The organism is Streptomyces sp. NPDC101490, from assembly GCF_044767145.1.
Taxonomy (GTDB): domain Bacteria; phylum Actinomycetota; class Actinomycetes; order Streptomycetales; family Streptomycetaceae; genus Streptomyces.
In genome coordinates this window covers 13834-33461 of the sequence record NZ_JBIWNI010000033.1, presented here as the reverse complement: position 1 = coordinate 33461, position 19628 = coordinate 13834, and the positions used below count along the sequence as shown (strand labels likewise).

Annotated in this window: 15 protein-coding genes and 1 pseudogene; 5 read left to right on the top strand and 11 right to left on the bottom strand. The window is 74.6% G+C overall.

What is annotated here, in order from left to right:
* Nucleotides 1–112 precede the first annotated feature (112 nt).
* Nucleotides 113–1711, bottom strand: coding sequence for an IucA/IucC family protein (locus tag ACIRQY_RS33380; RefSeq protein ID WP_403931957.1), 1599 nt, complete (start codon nt 1709–1711; stop codon nt 113–115).
* A gap of 63 nt (nt 1712–1774) precedes the next feature.
* Between ACIRQY_RS33380 and ACIRQY_RS33375 the strand changes: the two genes are divergently transcribed.
* Nucleotides 1775–3373 carry an IucA/IucC family protein gene (locus ACIRQY_RS33375; protein ID WP_403931954.1) on the top strand — a complete coding sequence of 533 codons (1599 nt, stop codon included), beginning with the start codon at nt 1775–1777 and terminating at the stop codon, nt 3371–3373.
* 196 nt (nt 3374–3569) lie between these two features.
* On the opposite strand, the gene ACIRQY_RS33370 is transcribed toward ACIRQY_RS33375, so the two are convergent.
* Together ACIRQY_RS33370 and ACIRQY_RS33365 are read right to left on the bottom strand one after the other, a co-directional pair.
* Nucleotides 3570–4712, bottom strand: coding sequence for an AI-2E family transporter (locus tag ACIRQY_RS33370; RefSeq protein WP_403931995.1), 1143 nt, complete (start codon nt 4710–4712; stop codon nt 3570–3572).
* Between the two features lie 435 nt (nt 4713–5147).
* The gene (locus ACIRQY_RS33365; protein WP_351791127.1) at nt 5148–5342 is read right to left on the bottom strand and encodes a DUF3046 domain-containing protein; all 195 of its coding nucleotides are present in this window, start codon (nt 5340–5342) and stop codon (nt 5148–5150) included.
* A gap of 79 nt (nt 5343–5421) precedes the next feature.
* Between ACIRQY_RS33365 and ACIRQY_RS33360 the strand changes: the two genes are divergently transcribed.
* Nucleotides 5422–6351, top strand: a complete 930-nt coding sequence (locus tag ACIRQY_RS33360) for a hypothetical protein (protein WP_403931951.1) — start codon at nt 5422–5424, stop codon at nt 6349–6351.
* A 78-nt stretch (nt 6352–6429) separates the two neighbouring features.
* Here ACIRQY_RS33360 and ACIRQY_RS33355 read toward each other — a convergent pair whose 3' ends face one another.
* The 3 genes from ACIRQY_RS33355 to ACIRQY_RS33345 all read right to left on the bottom strand — a co-directional run bounded on the left by ACIRQY_RS33355 (nt 6430) and on the right by ACIRQY_RS33345 (nt 8735).
* Nucleotides 6430–6738, bottom strand: coding sequence for an AzlD domain-containing protein (locus tag ACIRQY_RS33355; RefSeq protein WP_403931948.1), 309 nt, complete (start codon nt 6736–6738; stop codon nt 6430–6432).
* Nucleotides 6735–7565 (bottom strand): AzlC family ABC transporter permease, encoded by an 831-nt coding sequence (locus ACIRQY_RS33350; protein ID WP_403931946.1) that lies wholly within the window; start codon nt 7563–7565, stop codon nt 6735–6737. The genes ACIRQY_RS33355 and ACIRQY_RS33350 overlap by 4 nt, the downstream gene beginning before the upstream one ends.
* 333 nt (nt 7566–7898) lie before the next feature.
* Nucleotides 7899–8735, bottom strand: coding sequence for an AraC family ligand binding domain-containing protein (locus ACIRQY_RS33345; protein WP_403931943.1), 837 nt, complete (start codon nt 8733–8735; stop codon nt 7899–7901).
* Between the two features lie 91 nt (nt 8736–8826).
* Between ACIRQY_RS33345 and ACIRQY_RS33340 the strand changes: the two genes are divergently transcribed.
* From ACIRQY_RS33340 to ACIRQY_RS33330, 3 genes are all read left to right on the top strand, one after another.
* A complete protein-coding gene (locus ACIRQY_RS33340; protein WP_403931941.1) occupies nt 8827–13479 on the top strand; it encodes a DEAD/DEAH box helicase in 4653 nt (1550 codons plus the stop codon).
* Between the two features lie 384 nt (nt 13480–13863).
* Entirely contained in the window at nt 13864–14688 is an 825-nt protein-coding gene (locus tag ACIRQY_RS33335) for an Fpg/Nei family DNA glycosylase (protein ID WP_403931938.1), read from the top strand.
* Between the two features lie 164 nt (nt 14689–14852).
* Nucleotides 14853–15620 carry an SDR family NAD(P)-dependent oxidoreductase gene (locus ACIRQY_RS33330; protein WP_403931936.1) on the top strand — a complete coding sequence of 256 codons (768 nt, stop codon included), beginning with the start codon at nt 14853–14855 and terminating at the stop codon, nt 15618–15620.
* A 160-nt stretch (nt 15621–15780) separates the two neighbouring features.
* On the opposite strand, the pseudogene ACIRQY_RS33325 reads toward ACIRQY_RS33330, so the two are convergent.
* From ACIRQY_RS33325 to rimO, 5 genes and pseudogenes are all read right to left on the bottom strand, one after another.
* A pseudogene (locus ACIRQY_RS33325) lies at nt 15781–16005 on the bottom strand (hypothetical protein); the annotation flags it as partial.
* Nucleotides 16006–16362: 357 nt separating this feature from the next.
* Nucleotides 16363–16746 (bottom strand): helix-turn-helix transcriptional regulator, encoded by a 384-nt coding sequence (locus tag ACIRQY_RS33320; RefSeq protein WP_351796733.1) that lies wholly within the window; start codon nt 16744–16746, stop codon nt 16363–16365.
* A gap of 94 nt (nt 16747–16840) precedes the next feature.
* Entirely contained in the window at nt 16841–17377 is a 537-nt protein-coding gene (locus tag ACIRQY_RS33315) for a CinA family protein (RefSeq protein WP_351796736.1), read from the bottom strand.
* A complete protein-coding gene (pgsA, locus tag ACIRQY_RS33310) occupies nt 17374–18048 on the bottom strand; it encodes a CDP-diacylglycerol--glycerol-3-phosphate 3-phosphatidyltransferase (protein ID WP_403931932.1) in 675 nt (224 codons plus the stop codon). The genes ACIRQY_RS33315 and pgsA overlap by 4 nt, the downstream gene beginning before the upstream one ends.
* On the bottom strand, nt 18045–19544 hold the full coding sequence (gene rimO / locus ACIRQY_RS33305; protein WP_351796741.1) for a 30S ribosomal protein S12 methylthiotransferase RimO: 1500 nt from the start codon (nt 19542–19544) through the stop codon (nt 18045–18047). Before rimO ends, pgsA begins: the two co-directional genes overlap by 4 nt.
* Nucleotides 19545–19628 lie beyond the last annotated feature (84 nt).

Below are 19628 nucleotides of genomic sequence, written 5' to 3'. Positions count from 1 at the left end.
ACTGGCCGGGCACGACCCGGCGGCCTCACCCTCGGGCCCGTCCGGCGGGACCCGCTCCAGGCCCGGTGGTGCCCCGCACCGTCCTCGGGTGAGGAACGGCTGTACCGCCCGGTCACGCGCGGTGGCCGGAGGCCGTCCCCAGGGGGTTGGGGAGCCCGGTCCACCGTTCCCGCCCCTCCGGGTCCAGCCGCATCAGGGTGAGCGCCTTCGCCGGGAGCGGCTCGGTGCGCAGGGCGCGCAGGTCCGGGGTCGGGACGAGGTCCGGGAGGACCTTCTCCAGGACCGTGCCGAGGGTCGGCGCGTCCCCGGCCAGCGGGCCGAGCGCACCGGTGACCAGCCCGCCGAGCACCTTGCGGCGCAGCACCTCCGGGTCGTCGTCCAGGAGACGGCCGGTCAGCGGCGGGGCCGCGACACCGTGCCGGGCGAGGCGGACGGGACTGATCCGGATGTCGGCGAGGTCCCGGTAGACGAGCCGCAACGGGCGCCCGTCGGCGTCGACGACCACGAGGAGGTTCTGGCCGTGCGCCTCCAGGGCCACTCCGAGGTCGAGCAGTTCCAGGCAGACCCCGAGGGCCAGCCGGGCGAACCCCACGGTCAGATCGAACCGTTCGGCCGGGGTGCGGGACGCGAACAGCGCGGGCAGGGCGGCCACCGGTACGACGCTCTCCCCCGCCGCCACGCGCGCGTGGACATGGGGCGCCTCCCGCAGGAGCACCGCCAGATCGGCGGTGCCCGCCCCGGCCGCCGCCAGCGTACGGGCGATGTGGAACCGGCCCTCGAACCGCGCGGCCAGTCCTTCGAGGAACACGGAGGTGGCGACGGCACGGGTCACCGTGTACGCGGAGATGTCCCGGACGGTCGAGGTGAGCCGGGTGCTCAGCGAGGTCTTCACGTGCACGCCGCCGTACGCGTACGCGCGCGTGCTCCCGTGCGGGTCGCGCTCCCCGTACGCGCGCGTGCCCCAGGGCGGGCCGCCCTCGCCCAGGGCGAGGGTGCGCAGGGAGAGGAGCGGGTGGGCGTCCGGGCCGGGGCGCAGCGGGAGCCCGGACAGCACGTGCTCGGCCTGCCAGGGATGGACGGGGATCAGTACGGCGGAACCGTCGCGGAGTTCGTCGGGCCACGCGCCCGACACGGCGGCGTCCTCGACGACGGCCAGGCGCAGCGGGACGACGGGCCGGTGCTCGGGCGCGTACGCCAGCTCCTCGGCGGCCGAGAAGCCCGGGCGGGACCGGCAGCCCGGGTGGTACGGGTGCCCGTCGGTGTCGGTCTGTTCCGCGTCCCAGGGGGCCGTGGGCGGCACGGTGACGGCCCGGCGGGGCGTCGTGCGCGACAGCGCCATCGAGGCGACGCTGTGGTCGAGTTCGGCGGCCAGCCGCCCGCCTCCGGGGACGGCGAGGGCCGTCACCAGTTCGGCCGGGTGGTCGAAGGGGCGTCCGTCCAGGTCGAGCCGGGTGACCGTCGCGGCCGTCGCCCAGGGGTCCGAGGGCGGGCCGTGCAGCCGCCGCCCGTCGGCGAGCCGCAGGGTGACGCCCTCGCGGTCGGCCGTCCTGGCCGTGATCCAGGGGATCGGCTCGTGGACGAGACCGCGCCACAGCCGGGTCAGCACCGCGCTCCTCGTGTCCGGGAGCCCCGTGGTGTACGCGGCGGTCAGCCCGGGCCGTACGGTGTCGAGCTCGGCGGCGAGGGCCCGCTCCGCGGCGGTTCTGCACATGGGTCTGTTCTATCGCGGTCGAAGTCGATCCACACATGACCCGGTCCACACATACTGAGAACGATGAACACACTGACGCGGGCCGCCGACGCGCTGGCGGTGACGCCCCTGCTCAACTGCCTCCTCCGCGAGGCGGCGGACCCCGCTCCGGCCCCGGACGGCGAGCGGGACGACCCGTGGCCCGAGCTGTCCGCTGACCCGCTCGGCCGGGATCCTCGGCACAGCGTCCACCGCCTCCGCGCCAGCGGCCGTCTCCTGCGGGTGCGCCCCGGGCACCGGCCCTCGGCCCCCGAGCTGTGGACGGGCCGGTCCTGGCGGGCCCTGGACCACGCCGGTCTGGCCGACCTCGCCGCCCAGGAGATGCGGGCCACCACCGGCCGTTCCAATCCGGCCCTGTCCGCCGAGATGGCCGCCAGCCGCGACGCCGTACGGGCCCTCCTCACCGCCCGTGCCCGGGCCGTGCCGCCCGAGGACCCCTGGCTCCGCTCCGAGCAGTCCCTGGTCATGGGCCACCCGTACCATCCGGCGCCCAAGGCCCGTACCTCCTGGGGGCCGTCCACGTCGTGGCTGCGGTACGCCCCGGAGGCGTACGCCCGGTTCCCGCTGGTGCTGCTCGGCGTACGCGAGGACGCCCTGGTCGAGGACGGCGACACCGGGGCCCTGGACGCCCTCGGCGAGGCGCCGCCCGGCTACCGGCTGCTCCCCGCCCATCCCTGGCAGCTGGAGCTCTCGGCCCGGACGCCCCGGCTGCGCGCCGCCTTCGCCGAGGGCCGTCTCGTCCGGCTGGGCACCACGCGCGGGAGCGCCCGGCCGACCTCGTCGGTGCGCACCCTGTACGTCCCCGGCGACGGCTCCCGCGCACGCGGCGACCTGCTCCTGAAGTTCAGTCTGGACGTGCGGATCACCAACGACATCCGCCGGATGCGCCGTCACGAGCTGCTGCACGTCCGCCGGACCGACCCCCGGGTCACCGCCGCGTTCGCCGCCGTGGGCGGGCCGTCGGCCTGGCTCAGCGACCGGGGCTACCGCACGGTGGACGGGCTCTTCGAGACCTGCGCCGTACTCGTCAGGGACGGTCTGGACCGTCATCTGTCACCCGGTACGACGGCGGTCCTCGCGGCGGCGCTCGTGGAGGGCTTCCCCGGCAATCCCCTCGACCGGGTCACCGATCCCCTGTCGTGGTGGTCGGCGTATCTGCGCCGGGTCGTCGGACCGGTCCTGGAGGTGTTCACCCGCTTCGGGGTGGTCGTGGAGTGCCATCTGCAGAACACCCTGATCGCCGTGGACTCCCTGGGTGTCCCCGTGCAGTCGGTGTTCCGTGACGCGGAGGGCGCCAAGACCGTGCCCGAGACGCCCCCCGAGGCGGCCTGGCGGCGGCTCGTCTACTGCCTGGTGGTCAACAACCTCTCCGAGGTCGCCGGGGCCCTCGACGACCGCTTCCCGGGATCGGCGCCCGCCCTGTGGGCGCGGGCCCGCGAGGAGTTCGAGCGCGACGGCCGGCTGCCCGGGTCGCCCGACGTCGCCGGGCTGCTCGCCGCGCCCACCCTCCCCGGCAAGGCGAACCTGCTCTCCCGCTGGATCGGGGCGGAGGGCACCGCCCCGCACTACCTGCCGGTCCCGAACCCGCTCGTGGACGACCCGGTCGGCAGCACGCGCGCGTAGCGGGGTCGAGGTCGGTCACGGCCCGGGAGGTCCGGTCCCGGTCGGCAGCACGCGCGCGTAAGCGGGGCCGTCGTCGTCCCTACGGCCGCGCGTAACGGGGCCGCCGTCGTCCCTACGGCCCCGGCACGGCCGCCCCACGCGCGCGGGGACCGGTCCCGTGCGGGACCGTCGGCGACCCCGTCGCGGAGACCGCCGGTCAGCCTTCCCTGGCGGGTTCCTCCGGCGCCGGCTCCTTCTTGTGCTGGAGGGCCTTCTGCAACCGGGCGACGACGGCCTCGCCGTACCGCCGGTGACCGTGGACGCGCGGGTCGTCGGTCACGTCGTACCGCTTCACGTACGCGCCCAGGAAGGCCTGGAGGGTCGCCACGGCCGGGATCGCGATCAGGGCGCCGACCGCGCCGAGCAGCGCCGTGCCCGCGATGACGGAGCCGAACGCCACCGCCGGGTGGATGTCCACCGTCTTGGAGGTGAGCTTCGGCTGGAGGACGTAGTTCTCGAACTGCTGGTAGACGACCACGAAGCCGAGCACCCACAGCGCGTACCAGGGGTTGACGGTGAACGCGATCAGCATCGGCAGGGCACCGGCCAGATAGGTGCCGATGGTCGGGATGAACTGCGACACCAGACCGACCCAGACGGCGAGCGCGGGCGCGTACGGCACGGAGAGGATCTCGAAGAGCACGAAGTGCGCGACGCCCGAGATGAGGGCCATGAGCCCGCGCGAGTACAGATAGCCGCCGGTCTTGTCGACGGCGATCTCCCAGGCGCGCAGCACCTCGGTCTGCCGGGCGGGCGGCAGGACGGAGCAGAGCGCGCGCCGCAGCCGGGGTCCGTCGGCCGCGAAGTAGAACGAGAACAGGAAGATCGTCAGCAGCCGGAACAGGCCGCCGAGGACGGTGGTGGAGACGTCGAGGACGCCGGAGGCGCTGTTCTGCACGTACTTCTGCAGCCAGTCCGAGCTCAGGACGCTGTCCTGGACCTCGACACGGGACAGGTCCGTGTGGAAGTTCTGGTTGATCCAGTTGATCAGTGAGTCGAGGTACTCGGGGAAGTTCTCGACCATGTCCACGATCTGCCCGGCGAGCATCGACCCCAGGAGCACGACGAAGCCGATGCCGCTGACCATGACGGTGAGGAAGACGAGGAAGGTGGCGAGTCCCCGCCGCATCCCCCGGGCCGCCATCCGTCCGACCGCCGGTTCGATGGCCAGGGCGAGGAAGAACGCGAGCAGGATGTTGACGAGGAGACCGATGAGCTGGTGGAAGGCCCAGTTGCCGAGGAGGAAGCAGGAGTAGAGCGCCAGGGCGAGGACGAGCGCGCGGGGCAGCCAGCGCGGCATCCGCGCGGCCTGCCCGGCGGGGACACCCCGCTCGTCGACGGACCCGCCCCGCTCGACGGGCAGGCTCCCGGCGGTCCGGGCTCTGTCGGGCCCGGCCCCGGCGGGCACGTCCGGTACGCCTCCGGGGGTCCCCGGACCGTCCGGCGCGGCCTGCGTGGCGACGCGCCCGCCGCCGACCGCCGCCGTACCGGCGGGCACGGGTGTCGCACCGCCGTCGGCGCCCCCGTCGACCGGAGCCGGGAGGGCGGCCGGTCCGGGAGATTCGCCGGGTTCGCGGGATGTGTTCGGTCGTGTCACGTCGGATTCGTCAGTCGGAGCCACCCCGCCAGTCTCGCGCACCGCACGGACATTCCACCCGGGCCCCCTCACATCACCCCGGTCACCCCCCGTGGGACAGGGGTTCCCCGGGCCATCCGCCGGGCTCTCCGGCCCCCGTCAGCGCTTGTCGGCCGGTACGCCGACGGCCGCGCAGACGGCCCGCCACACGTCCTTCGCCTCCCAGCCCGAGTCCAGCGCCTCGCGCACCGTCCGGCCGCCCAGCTCCGCCATCACATGGTCACGCGCGAAGGACTCGGCGTACGACGCACCGAAGTGGTCGGCCATCCGCTCCCAGAAAATCGTCAACCGCATGACGCCAGTATCCCGCTCCCAAGAGTGCAGCCCGCTCCGTGAGCCTTGTCACCACGGCGTTCCGCTCTACGGTCGGAGCATGGCCGAAAAACCACTCCCCGCCCCGCCCGCGACTCCCCTGGCCCGCGCCGAGCGTTTCGTCTGGCTGACGGCCCGCGTCCTCGAACAGCGCAGATTCGCCCACCACTTCCTGAACGGTGGGGCGGACCAGGTCGAGACGGCCCTCGCGTCGTACCTCAATGAGGACGGCGGCTACGGGCACGCCCTGGAACCCGATCTGCGCGGCCCGGTCAGCCAGCCGCTGCACACCGCGCACGCGCTGCGCGTCCTCGACTCGATCGGCCGCTGCGGCGGGCTGCGGGCGGAGCGGATCTGCCGTTACCTCACCGCCGTGTCCTCCCCCGACGGCGCACTGCCCGCCGTGCACCCGTCCCAGCGCCCCTACCCGTCGGCGCCCTTCGTCCCGGTCGTCGACTCCCCGCCGAGCGCGCTGCTCACCACGGGCCCGGTGGTCGGCCTGCTGCACCGCAACCAGGTCTGGCACGCGTGGCTGTTCCGGGCCACCGAGTACTGCTGGGCGGCCGTGGAATCGCTGAAGAAGTCGCATCCGTACGAGATCGAGGCCGCGGTCGCCTTCCTGGACGGGGCACCGGACCACGCGCGCGCGGAGGCGGCCGCCGCCCGCCTCGGGCGGCTCGTGCGCGAACAGCGCCTCGCCGTCCTGGACCCGGACCGGGAGGCCGAGTATCCGGTGCCGGAGGGGTACGCGCCCGGGGAACTGCACCATCCGCACGACTACGCGCGCGTGCCCGGCTCGCTGGCCGCGCGCTGGTTCACCGACGACGAGATGGCCCGCTCGCTCGACCGGCTCGCGGCCGACCAGCGACCGGACGGGGGCTGGCCGATCCGCTGGCGCGCCTGGGCCCCCGGCTCGGCCCTGGAGTGGCGTCCGATCGTGACGGTCGAGGCCCTGCGCGTCCTGCGGGCGCACGGCCGCGCCATCGGCTGACGGGAGGGGACGGGCGGCGGGGCTCCGGCCGCGCGGGCACGGAGCCCCCCGCGGGGCCGGTCGCCGCCCGCCCTGTCCTCACCCGCCCAGGGCCCGTACCCCTGCTGTGACGAGTACGGCGGCGGCCACGACCACCAGGAAGGGGGCCCGCAGGACCAGGGCGACGGCGGCCGCGGCGACTCCGGCGGCGCGGGCGTCGAGGACCAGGTCGTGACCCGCTCCGAAGGTCTGCTGGGCGGTGAGCGCGGCGAGCAGCGCGACGGGGAGGAGCGCGGCGAGCTGCCGTACGAGCGGCCGTTCCAGGGCCCCGGCGGGGACCAGCAGCCCGAGCAGTTTGAGCAGGTAGCACCCGCCGGCGGTCAGGGCGATGGCGATCCAGACGTTCATCGGGGGTCCTCCGTCCCGGCGGGCGGGCCGGTGCGGCGGCCGTGGAACCACAGCACCAGGGGCGCGGCGAGGGCCGCCGCGAGGACCGGGACCCCGGCGGGCAGGAAGGGCAGCAGCCCGAGGCCGAGCAGGACGGCGAGCCCGGCGGTGGTCCGTTCGGTCGTGGACTTCAGCATGGGGGCGAGCAGGGCGAGGAAGACGGCGGGACCGGCCGCGTCGAGCCCCCAGGCGTCGGTGTCGCCGATCGCCTCGGCACCGAGGGCGCCGAGCAGGGTGGTCGCGTTCCACAGGACGTACAGGGTGAGGCCGGTGACGGTGAAGCCGATCCGGGCGGCCCTGCGGGAGGGCTGGGCGAGCGCTACGGCCGTGGTCTCGTCGATCACCCAGTGCGCGGCGAACGGCCTGGCGGCCCTCGGCACGGCGAGGAGCTGGGAGAGCCGCAGGCCGTAGAAGGCGTTGCGGGTGCCGAGGAAGAAGGCTCCGGCGGCGGCCGTGAAGGGGTTGCCGCCCGCGGCGAGGGCGCCGACGAGCGCGAACTGCGAGGCCCCGGTGAAGACGAGGAGGCTGAGGACGCAGGTCTGGAGGACGCTGAGGCCGGAGCCCGCGGAGGTCACGCCGAAGGCGAAGCCGGAGAGGCCGACGGCCACGCCGACACCGAGGGCGTCGCGGACGACGGCCGCGTCGGGCTTGGCGGGTGTCGGGTCGGGCTCGGCCGATGCCGCTCGGGGTATGCCGTGCGCCGCGTCGGGCGTCCCGCCCGGTGCCGTGGGGGATGTCTCGCCGGGTGCTCCGTCGCGTATGACGGGAGGTGCTGTCTGTTCTGCCACGTCAGGGACGGTACGGCAGTGTCGTCGGCCGGGTCTTGTACGTTCTTGCGGCGGGCGCCCGAAGGGGATCCCTCGCGCGCGCGTGCCCGGGTCGGGGCGGTCGTGGAGCGTGACGGACCCCGGGACGGGCCCTCGCGCGCGTGATCCGGCCGAAAGGGCGCATACGCCCCCCTGGACAGGTGCCGGGGACCCCACCCGCTTACTCGGGCCGAACGGAGACCTACGGCCCCGCCACCGGCCTCCCCGCGCGCGTACCCGGGCCGCTCGAGGCGGACCCTCTTCCGTTCCCGACGGAACGGTGCCTTCCGCGTACGTGGCCGGGGAGGGCAGTGGCTAGGACACCCGGCCCCCCGTGCCACGCGCGCGTTGGTAGGCGCCCGGCGGCACCCCGACGCTCCGGGTGAAGTGGCGGCTGAGGTGCGACTGGTCGGTGAAGCCGACGGCGGCGGCAGCGGCCGCCGGTGTCGTCCCCGCGTCCAGCAGTCGCCGTGCCCGCCGCACGCGGGCGTCGGTGAGCCAGGTGTGCGGCGGCATCCCGTACGCGTCCCGGAAGGCCCGGAGCAGCGCGAAGGGGCTGGTGCCCAGGTCGGTGGCGAGGCGCTCCAGGGTCGGCGGCGCGACCATGCGGTCCTCCAGGACGGCACGCGCGCGTGCCGCGTTCCGCCCGCCCGCCGTACGCGGCGGCAGCGGACTGACCTGCCCGCCGTGGCCGCGCAGCAGCCGGGCGGTGACCAGCCGGAGCATGCTGTCGGCCGCCAGCGCGTTGCCCTCCTCGGCGGCCCGGTGGACGCCGACGACGAGCCGGGCGGCGGCGGGATCGTCGACGACGGGCGAGGTGAAGCCGACCGAGCCGCGCAGTGCGAGGACGTCGGCGGCGATGGACCGGACGATCTCCGCGTCGGGGTAGATCGTCCGGTACGTCCAGCCCTCGGGCACGCCCGCGTGCCCGGTGTGCGGGGTGTCGGGATTCACCAGGGCGACCTGCCCCGGGCCCGTGCGGACCAGGTCGTCGCGGTAGTGGAAGGCCTCGACGCCTTCGGTGACCGCGGCGAGGACGAAGGTCTCGTGGGTGTGCCGGGCGAAGACCTTGCGGACGTAGCGGGCGTGCAGCAGGTCCACCCCGGGCAGCTCGGGGTACTGCCAGTACCGGGCCCGCTCCCCGCTCGTCATGCCTCCATTCTGCGGCAGCCGACCCTCCGGGGCGCGAACGGGTTTCCCCAGGTCCGGGCGGTTGTCAGTGGGCGGGTGCACGATGGGGGGCATGGTCAGGTCCGCGCTCGACTCGTTCTCCCCCGCGACCCGTGGTTGGTTCGCCGGGGCCTTCACCGCGCCCACGGCGGCGCAGGAGGGCGCCTGGACCGCCATCGGCGCGGGCTCCGACGTCCTCGTCGTGGCCCCCACGGGCTCGGGCAAGACCCTGGCCGCCTTCCTGGCCTCCCTGGACCGGCTGGCCTCCTCGCCCCCGCCCGCCGAGGCGCGGAAGCGCTGCCGCGTGCTGTACGTGTCCCCGCTGAAGGCCCTGGCCGTGGACGTCGAGCGGAACCTGCGCTCGCCGCTGACCGGCATCCGCCAGGAGTCGGTGCGGCTGGGCCTGCCCGAGCCCGACGTCCGGGTCGGCATCCGCTCCGGCGACACTCCCCCGGCCGAGCGCCGGGCCCTCGCGACCCGCCCGCCGGACATCCTGATCACCACCCCCGAGTCGCTGTTCCTGATGCTGACCTCCGCCGCCCGCGAAGCGCTCTCCGGGGTGGAGACGGTCATCCTCGACGAGGTGCACGCGGTCGCGGGCACGAAGCGGGGCGCCCACCTGGCGCTGTCCCTGGAGCGGCTGGACGAGCTGCTGCCCCGCCCGGCGCGCCGGATCGGCCTGTCCGCGACGGTCCGGCCGGTGGACGAGGTCGCCCGCTATCTGTCGCCGGGGCGAGCCGTGGAGATCGTCCAGCCCGCGTCGGGCAAGGAGTTCGACCTGTCGGTCGTCGTCCCCGTCGAGGACATGGGCGAACTGGGCGGCTCGCCCGCGTCCGAAGGCAAGGACGGCGGCGACCGCCCGTCGATCTGGCCGCACGTCGAGGAGCGGATCGCGGACCTCGTCCAGGCGCACCGCTCCACCATCGTCTTCGCCAACTCCCGCCGCCTCGCCGAGCGCCTGTGCAACCGGCTCAACGAGATCGCGTACGAGCGGGCGACCGGCGAACCGCTGCCCGACGGGTCTCCCCCGGCCGAGGTCATGGCCCAGTCGGGAGCCGCCAGGGGCGCCCCCGCGCTGCTCGCCCGCGCCCACCACGGCTCGGTGTCGAAGGAGCAGCGCGCCCAGGTCGAGGAGGACCTGAAGGCGGGCCGGCTGCCCGCCGTGGTGGCGACCTCCAGCCTGGAGCTGGGCATCGACATGGGCGCGGTCGACCTGGTCGTGCAGGTCGAGTCGCCGCCCTCGGTGGCCTCCGGGCTCCAGCGCGTGGGCCGCGCGGGGCACCAGGTCGGCGCGGTGTCGACGGGCGTGGTCTTCCCCAAGTACCGGGGCGATCTGGTGCAGGCGGCGGTGGTCACCGAGCGGATGCGCGCCGGGGCGATCGAGTCGATGCGGATCCCCGCCAATCCGCTGGACGTGCTGGCGCAGCAGCTGGTGGCGACCGTGGCGCTCGACACCTGGCAGGTGGACGACCTGCTGGCACTGGTCCGGCGGGCGGCGCCGTTCTCGTCCCTGCCGGAGTCGGCGTTCACGGGCGTGCTCGACATGCTCGCGGGCCGCTATCCGTCGGACGCCTTCGCGGAGCTGCGTCCGCGCGTGGTCTGGGACCGGGTCGCCGGGACCGTGACCGGCCGGCCGGGCGCCCAGCGGCTCGCCGTCACTTCCGGCGGCACGATCCCCGACCGGGGTCTGTTCGGCGTGTTCCTGGCGGGTTCGGACCCCAGGAAGGGCGGGGGGCGGGTCGGGGAGCTCGACGAGGAGATGGTGTACGAGTCCCGGGTCGGCGACGTGTTCACGCTCGGCACCACCTCCTGGCGGATCGAGGACATCACCCGTGACCGGGTCCTCGTCTCCCCCGCGCCCGGGGTGCCGGGCAGGCTGCCGTTCTGGAAGGGCGACCAGTTGGGCCGCCCGCTGGAGCTGGGCCGGGCCGTGGGCGCGTTCCTGCGCGAGGTCGGCGCCCTTCCGGAGGAGGACGCGCGGCTGCGGCTGCTGGCCGCGGGGCTGGACGCCTGGGCGGCGGACAATGTGATCGCCTACCTCCGGGAGCAGCGCGAGGCCTGCGGGCACGTGCCGGACGACCGGACGATCCTCGTCGAGCGGTTCCGGGACGAGCTCGGGGACTGGCGGGTCGTCATCCACTCCCCGTTCGGGGCGCAGGTGCACGCCCCGTGGGCGCTGGCCCTCGGGGCGCGGCTCGCCGAGCGGTACGGCATGGACGCCCAGGTGATGCACGCGGACGACGGCATCGTGCTGCGGCTGCCGGACGCCGATCTGATGGGCCTGGACATGGGCCTCGACCTGCTCGACCACGAGCCGGTCGATCCCGGACGGCACCTCGACACGGTGTACGACGCCGACACGCCGCCCGTCGGCGCGGCCGACACCCTCTTCGACCGGGGCGAGATCGAGCAGATCGTCACCGACCAGGTGGGGGCCTCGGCGCTGTTCGCGTCCCGCTTCCGCGAGTGCGCGGCACGTGCCCTGCTGCTGCCGAAGCGGAATCCGGGCAAGCGCACCCCGCTCTGGCAGCAGCGCCAGCGCGCTTCCCAACTGCTCCAGGTGGCGAGCGAGTTCGGCTCCTTCCCGATCGTCCTCGAAGCCGTCCGCGAATGCCTCCAGGACGTCTTCGACCTGCCGGGGCTCATGGAGCTGATGGGGGACGTCGAGGCCCGCCGGGTCCGGCTGGTCGAGGTCACCACCCCCGAGCCCTCGCCCTTCGCCCGCTCGCTGCTCTTCGGCTATGTGGCGCAGTTCCTGTACGAGGGCGACTCACCGCTCGCCGAGCGGCGGGCGGCCGCGCTGTCCCTGGACTCCCGGCTCCTCGCGGAGCTGCTCGGCCGGGCGGAACTGCGCGAGCTGCTCGACCCGGAGGTCCTGACGGAGCTGGAGCGGGAGCTCCAGTGGCTGACGGACGACCGGCGGATCAAGGATGTGGAGGGCGTCGCCGACCTGCTGCGGGTGCTGGGGCCGCTCACGGACGCGGAGCTGGCCGAGCGCGGAGCGGAGGCGGGCTGGGCGCCGGAGCTGGGGGCGGCCCGGCGGGCGATCCGGGTGCGGATCGGGGGCCGGGAGCACTGGGCCGCGATCGAGGACGCGGGCCGCCTCCGGGACGCCCTGGGCACGGCCCTGCCGGTGGGGGTTCCCGAGGCCTTCACCGAGCCGGTCAAGGACCCCCTGGGGGACCTCCTCTCGCGGTTCGCCCGTACCCACGGCCCGTTCACGTCCTCTTCGGCCGCCGAACGGTTCGGACTCGGGGCGGCCGTCACCGATGGCGCGCTCCAGCGGCTCGCCGCGTCCGGCCGGGTCGTCCAGGGCGAGTTCCACCCTTCCGGAATCGGCCAGGAGTGGTGCGACGCGACGGTGCTGCGGCGGCTGCGCCGCCGTTCCCTCGCGGCCCTGCGCCACGAGCTGGAGCCGGTGCCCCCGGCGGCCCTCGCCACGTTCCTGCCGCAGTGGCAGCACCTGGGGGGCGGCGGGCTGCGCGGGATCGACGGCCTCGCCCGTGCGGTCGAGCAGCTCCAGGGCGCGCCGGTGCCCGCCTCGGCCCTGGAGAAGCTGGTCCTGCCGTCCCGGGTGCGGGACTACTCCCCGGGACTCCTGGACGAGCTGACGACCACCGGCGAAGTGCTGTGGGCCGGGGCGGGCTCGCTGCCCGGCAAGGACGGCTGGGTCTCGCTGTACCTCGCGGACGCGGCCCCGCTGCTCCTGCCGCCGCCGCACCCCCTGGAGCTGTCCGCGCTGCACGAGTCGGTGCTGACCGTGCTGTCCGGCGGGTACGGCCTGTTCTTCCGGCAGATCGCCGACCAGATCCGGGCCACCACCCATCCGGACGCGACCGACCCGCAGCTCGCCGACGCCGTCTGGGAGCTGGCCTGGTCGGGGCGGCTGACCAACGACACCCTCGCCCCGCTGCGCTCGGTCCTCGGCTCGGGCCGTACGGCGGGGGCGACCGCCCACCGGGCGCGCCGCACGGTCCCTCGCGGCCGGTACGGCTCACTGACGGGTGCCGCGCGCCCCGTGTCCCGGACGGGCCCGCCGACGGTCTCCGGCCGCTGGTCGCTGCTGCCCCGGCCGGAACCGGAGCCGACGCACCGGGCGCACGCCCTGGCCAGGACCCTGCTGGACCGGCACGGTGTGGTCACCCGGGGCGCGGTGGCCGCCGAGGGCGTGGCGGGCGGCTTCTCGGCGGTGTACCGGGTCCTCGCGGCCTTCGAGGACAGCGGGCAGGCCCGGCGCGGGTACGTGGTGGAGGGGCTCGGCGCGGCGCAGTTCGCGGTGGACGGGGCGGTGGACCGGCTGCGGGCGGCGGCCACCGCGCGCGACCGGGGCGTGGAGGCGGCGGCGGGCCCGCGCGCGCTGGTCCTCGCGGCGGCCGATCCGGCGAACGCGTACGGGGCCGCCCTGTCCTGGCCCGAGCCGCCCACCGACGCCGGGCACAAGCCGGGCCGGAAGGCGGGCGCGCTGGTGGTCCTGGTCGACGGCGAACTGACGCTGTACATGGAGCGGGGCGGCAAGACCCTCCTGTGCTGGCCCGCCGAGCCGGACGATCCAGCCCTGACGGCGGCGGCGGGCGCCCTGGCGGAGGCGGCGCGGGCGGGCACGCTCGGCACGGTCACGGTGGAGCGGATCAACGGCGCGACGGCCCTGACGTCCCCGCTGGCCCGCCCCCTGGAGACGGCGGGCTTCGTGGCGACCCCCAGAGGTCTGCGCCTGCGCGCGCAGTGACCCGGTCCAGAGGTTCTCGGGCGGTTCGCGCGGCCCCGGCGACCACCCCGCCCGATGCCGGGTCCCACCGCACCGCGACCGGAGGCGGGCCCGGCCACCGTCCGGTCCGGCGGAGAAACCACCGAGGGGCCTCCGCCTCGGGCCACCAGGCCACCAGGCCACTCTTCCGGATCCCGCCCGCCCCACGGCACCCGGCACGGCAATCGGGGCTCCGCGGGAACGCACAACGGCCAGTCGGCGGCACTCCCACAACGGCACAGCACCCATGGCACGGTCCACGAAGCTCCGCAGGGCCGTCCCGCAGGTTCCCCGCGCACGGCCCGCCGAGCGCGTCTCGCCCCCACAGCGCCCGTGCGCCCGTGCCCCGCCCGGCACAATGGAACCGTGCCCGAGGGAGACACCGTCTGGCAGGCCGCCCGGCGCCTGCACATCGCGCTGGCCGGGCGGGTGCTGACCCGCTCGGACCTCCGGGTGCCCCGGTTCGCCACCGCCGACCTGACCGGCCGTACGGTCCTGGACGTCACCGCACGCGGCAAACACCTGCTCACCCGGATCGAGGGCGGGCTGACCCTCCACTCCCATCTGCGGATGGACGGTGCCTGGCGGGTGTACGCCACCGGGCGGCACCCGCGCGGCGGCCCCGACCACCAGATCCGGGCCGTCCTCGGAAACGCGGAGTGGACCGCGTACGGCTACCGGCTCCCCGTGCTCGAACTCATCCGCACGGCCGAGGAGTCCGGCACGGTGGGCCACCTCGGCCCGGATCTGCTGGGCCCCGACTGGGACCCGGCGGAGGCCGCGCGCCGCCTGGGCGCCGACCCTGCCCGACCACTCGGCGAGGCCCTGCTCGACCAGCGGAACCTGGCGGGCATCGGCAATGTGTACAAGTCCGAGCTGGCCTTCCTCGCGGGCGTCACCCCCTGGCTCCCGGTGGGCGAACTGGCCCCCGGCACTCCCGAACGACTGGCCGCCACCGCCCACCGCCTTCTGGAGGCGAACAAGGACCACCCGGAGCGCCGCACCACCACGACCCGCCGCCCGGGGACCCCTCTGTACGTCTACGGCCGGGCGGGCCGCCCCTGTCTGCGCTGCGGCACCCCGATCCGCAAGGCGGAGCTGGACGACCGGGTGACGTACTGGTGCCCCGGCTGCCAGCACGGCCCCACCACCGAATCCCCCACCACCCCCGCCACTCCCGAAGCCCCCTGAGGCCCCTGAGGCCCCCGAAACCCGACCAGCCCGAGACAACCTCACCGCCTCGCCCATCCCCCTCCCCCCCTCACCCCACCCACTCCCTCCGCCCCTCCCAGCCGACCCATCCCACCCATCCCCATCAATTGACGATCCGTCAGATCCAGTCGTACGGTCCGGTCATGACGACTCTCCCCGCGTACGACCTCACCGGCCGCACCGCGTTCGTCACCGGCGCCGCGAGCGGCATCGGGCGGGCGACGGCGCTCCTCCTCGCCCGGTCCGGCGCCACCGTGCACGGCGCGGACCTCGACGCGCGGGGCGTCGAGGAGACCATCGCTCTGATCACCCGGGCGGGAGGCTCCGCGTACCCGCACGTCCTGGACGTCACGGACCGCGCCGCGCTGGCCGTCGCCGTCCGCGCGGCCGGACCGCTGCACGTGATGGCGGCGGTCGCGGGGATCATGCACACGAGCACGGTCCTGGAGACCCGGGACGAGGATCTGGACCGCGTCCTCGCGGTCAACTTCAAGGGTGTCCTCCACGCCTGCCAGGAGGCGGCCCGCTCGATGATCGACGCGGGCGTGCCCGGCTCGATCGTCACGATGGCCTCGGGTGCGATGGACACCGCGAGCCCGGGACTGCTCTGCTACAGCGTCGCCAAGGCGGCCGTCGTCCAGCTGACGAAGACCCTGGCGGTGGAGGCGGGCCGCTACGGCATCCGGGTCAACGCGGTGGCCCCCGGCTGGGTCCGCACCCCGATGACCGACCGGCACGACCCGGCGGCCCAGGAACAGGCGGAGGCGGCAATGGTCCGCCACTCACCGCTGGGGCGGGTCGGGGAGGCCGAGGACGTGGCGCACGCGGTCCTGCACCTCGCGTGCGACGCCTCCGCCTTCACGACCGGTCAGATCCTCCGCCCGAACGGCGGCGTGGCCATGCCCTGGTGATCCCCCGCATCCGGAAGCGCCCCGCACCCCCCGCACCGCCGGAGCCAGGAGCCCGTACCGAGAGACCGCCCGAGCCGTCACTCCCACCCGGACCGCACCGCCCGGAGCCGTCCACCCCCGAATCACCCGATCCCCCGGCCCGGCCGAACCACGAGCCTCCGGACCCCCCGGACCCGCCGCCCCTCCCGGCCCGGACCGATGCCGCCGCCGCGTGCACCGGCAGCAGGCTCAGCCCCCAGCCGCCCGCCGCCACCGCCCCCTCGACCGGTCCGGCCTCACCCGGCACCAGCAGCAGGCGCAGCACCGCCCACCACCAGAGCCCCCCGGCCACCAGCCCGACCGCGACCAGCGCGAGCGTCGCCGGCGGCACCCGTCGCCGCACCATGGCCGCCTCCTGCCGTCGACGCTAGACCGGCGGGATCACCCCGCGGGAGGGCGCACCGGAGGCAGACCCGGCGCACACGGCCCGGTCGCACATTCCCCCCACCATGGCACGCCCGACCAGAACCCGGCATCTCAGGCATTACGCGACAAAACGAAAGGGCGAACCACCGCAGCGCCGCGCGCGACGGCCACGGGACGCCCCACACACGACGGTCGCGGGACCGCCCCGCGCGGAAGACTATGAAACCGCCCCGCCCGGCAGCGGCACCACACCGCCCGCCGGAAGGGCCCCACAAAGACGAAGCCCCGGTCGGCACCCCACCAGGGGGCGCCGACCGGGGCTTCGCACCGTTTCGGTTCAGGCGGCGACGACGTCGACCGCTTCCGCGGGTGCCTTGATGGTCACCCGCTCGGTGGGCACACCGCCCACCGATGTCACCGACACCGAGTTGAGCATCGGGCGGACCGGCGACGGCACCGGCTGGCTCGCCGCTGCCGACTGGGCCAGTTCGGCCAGGGACAGTTCGTCGCTCACTTCACGCATCAGCTCGGACATCCGTACGTCCAGCGCGTCGCAGATCGCGGAGAGCAGCTCGGAGGATGCCTCCTTCTGCCCCCGCTCCACCTCGGAGAGATAGCCGAGCGAGACTCGGGCGGACGAGGAGACTTCGCGCAGAGTACGGCCCTGGCGCTGGCGCTGCCGACGCAGCACGTCACCCAGCAGGCGACGGAGCAGAATCATCGGTGGCTCCCTCCTCGGACCGCGTAGCCGCATCCTTCACGCCCCACCGTACCGCCTCGCGCCGCAGCCGTGCGGGGAGCGATGTCGTGTTCACTCAGGGCTGCAAACATCCATTCCCCCCGTTGTGTTCCGTATCCTGTGCCCGCGCATTCGCCGGGAGTTCCGCACGGAGCAGCTCCAGCACGCTCCGTACACTCTCCGTACGGATTTCCGCGCGGTCGCCGTTCAACCGCAGAGCGGCCACCTTCCCGGCGCGGGCGTCCGTGGCGGGGGGTCCGGCGACGGCCACGTAGACGGTGCCGACGGGCTGTCCGTCCTGGGGGTCGGGGCCCGCGACTCCGGTCGTCGCGATCCCCCAGTCGGCGCCGAGCCGGTCCCGTACACCCGCCGCCATCTGCAGTGCCACCTCGGGATCGACCGCTCCGCGCGCCGCGAGGAGGTCCGGGGCGACGCCGAGCAGCTCGTGCTTGAGGGCCGTGGCGTAGGCGGTGACGGAGCCCCGGAAGACGGCGGAGGCGCCGGGCACCGAGGTGAGTTCGGCGGCCACCAGACCACCCGTGAGCGACTCCGCCACGGCCAGCGTGTGACCACGCTCCGCGAGCAGCGCCAGCACCCGGGCGGCCTCGGTCACCGTGCCGCCGTCTCCGGCCGGTTGTCCGCCCGCTCGGCGGCGAGCCCCTCACGGCGCAGCACGATCGCCTGCCGGACGTAGTCCAGACCCGTGACGACCGTCAGGACGACGGCCACCGCCATCACCCAGAAGCGCAGGGTGGCCAGGGGCCCGGTGAGCATCAGCACGTACATGCCGACGGCCGTGCCCTGGGCCAGCGTCTTCATCTTGCCGCCGCGGCTGGCCGGGATGACCGCGTGCCGGATCACCCAGAAGCGCATCAGGGTGATTCCCAGTTCCCGCGCCAGGATGACCCCGGTGACCCACCAGGGCAGGTCCCCGAGCATCGAGAGCGAGATGAGCCCGGCCGCCATGATCGCCTTGTCGGCGATCGGGTCGGCGATCTTCCCGAAGTCGGTGACCAGGTTGTACGTACGGGCGAGGTGCCCGTCGAAGATGTCCGTGATCATGGCGACGGCGAACGCGGCCCAGGCCCAGGCGCGCCAGACCGGGTCGTGACCGCCGTCCTGGAGCAGCAGCAGCACGAAGCCCGGCACGAGGACGAGCCGGATCATGGTCAGGATGTTGGCGATGTTCCACAGACTGGCCTGGTTGACGGCCGCCGTGCCCAGCTTGCCTCGGGGCGTCGGCCTTCCGGTCCCGCCCGTCGCGGATGCCGGGACTCCGGTCATCTGCCCGCCTCCTCGAAAAGACACTCGGCCACCAGGTCGACACCCTCCGTGCCGACGACCTTGGCCCTGACCATACGGCCCGGGGCCAGGTCGGGGCTCGCACCGTCGGCCGTGGTGAGCATGACCTGTCCGTCGGTCTCGGGCGCCTGGTGGGCGGCGCGGCCGATCACACCGTCCTCGTCGTCCACGGATTCGACCATCACTTCCAGGGTCTCTCCGAGGCGCTCCTCCGCGCGCTGCGCGGTGAGCTCCTCGGCGAGCCGGGAGAGGTGGGCGAGCCGCTCGTCGACGACGTCCTGGTCGAGCTTGTGCTCGTACGTGGCGGCTTCGGTGCCGTCCTCGTCGGAGTAGCCGAAGACGCCGATGGCGTCGAGGCGGGCGTGGGTGACGAAGCGTTCCAGCTCGGCGAAGTCCGCCTCGGTCTCGCCGGGGAAGCCGACGATGAAGTTGGAGCGGGCACCGGCGGTCGGGGCCTTGGAGCGGATGGTCTCCAGGAGCTCCAGGAAGCGGTCGGTGTCGCCGAAGCGGCGCATGGCCCGCAGCACGTCGGGGGCGCTGTGCTGGAAGGAGAGGTCGAAGTAGGGCGCGACCTTCTCGGTGGAGGTGAGGACGTCGATCAGGCCGGGGCGCATCTCGGCGGGCTGGAGGTAGCTGACGCGGACGCGCTCGATGCCGTCCACGGCCGCCAGCTCGGGCAGCAGGCTCTCCAGGAGGCGGATGTCGCCGAGGTCCTTGCCGTACGAGGTGTTGTTCTCGGAGACCAGCATGACCTCCTTGACGCCCTGCTCGGCGAGCCAGCGCGTCTCGTTCAGCACGTCGGAGGGACGGCGCGAGACGAAGGAGCCCCGGAAGGAGGGGATGGCGCAGAAGGAGCAGCGGCGGTCGCAGCCGGAGGCCAGCTTCACGGAGGCGACGGGGCTGGTGTCGAGGCGGCGGCGGAGCGGGGCGCGGGGACCGGAGGCGGGCGCGAGCCCGTCGGGCAGGTCGCTCGGCACGTCCTCGGGGGCTTCGGGGGCCGCCACGGCGCCGTGGCCCGGCAGGGCCACCGCGGCGGCGGCCTGCTGGCGCTCGACGGGCGAGAGGGGCAGCAGCTTGCGCCGGTCGCGGGGGGTGTGGGCCTCGACGCTGCCACCGTTGAGGATGGTCTGGAGGCGGTTGGAGATGTCGGCGTAGTCGTCGAAGCCGAGGACGCCGTCGGCCTCCGGGAGGGCGTCGGCGAGTTCCTTGCCGTACCGCTCGGCCATGCAGCCGACGGCGACCACGGCCTGGGTCTTGCCGTGGTCCTTCAGATCATTGGCTTCGAGCAGGGCGTCGACGGAGTCCTTCTTGGCGGCTTCGACGAACCCACAGGTGTTGACGACGGCGACATCCGCGTCCTCGGCGTTCTCGACGAGCTCCCAGCCGTCCGCTGCCAAGCGGCCTGCGAGCTCCTCCGAGTCCACCTCGTTACGGGCGCAGCCAAGAGTGACAAGGGCGACGGTACGGCGTTCGGGCATGGACTCAAGACTACTTCGTCCCGGCCGTTCCCCCGTCGCGCAGGGTTCACCTGGGCGACGGGGGTCACATCGGGCGCCGTTCCG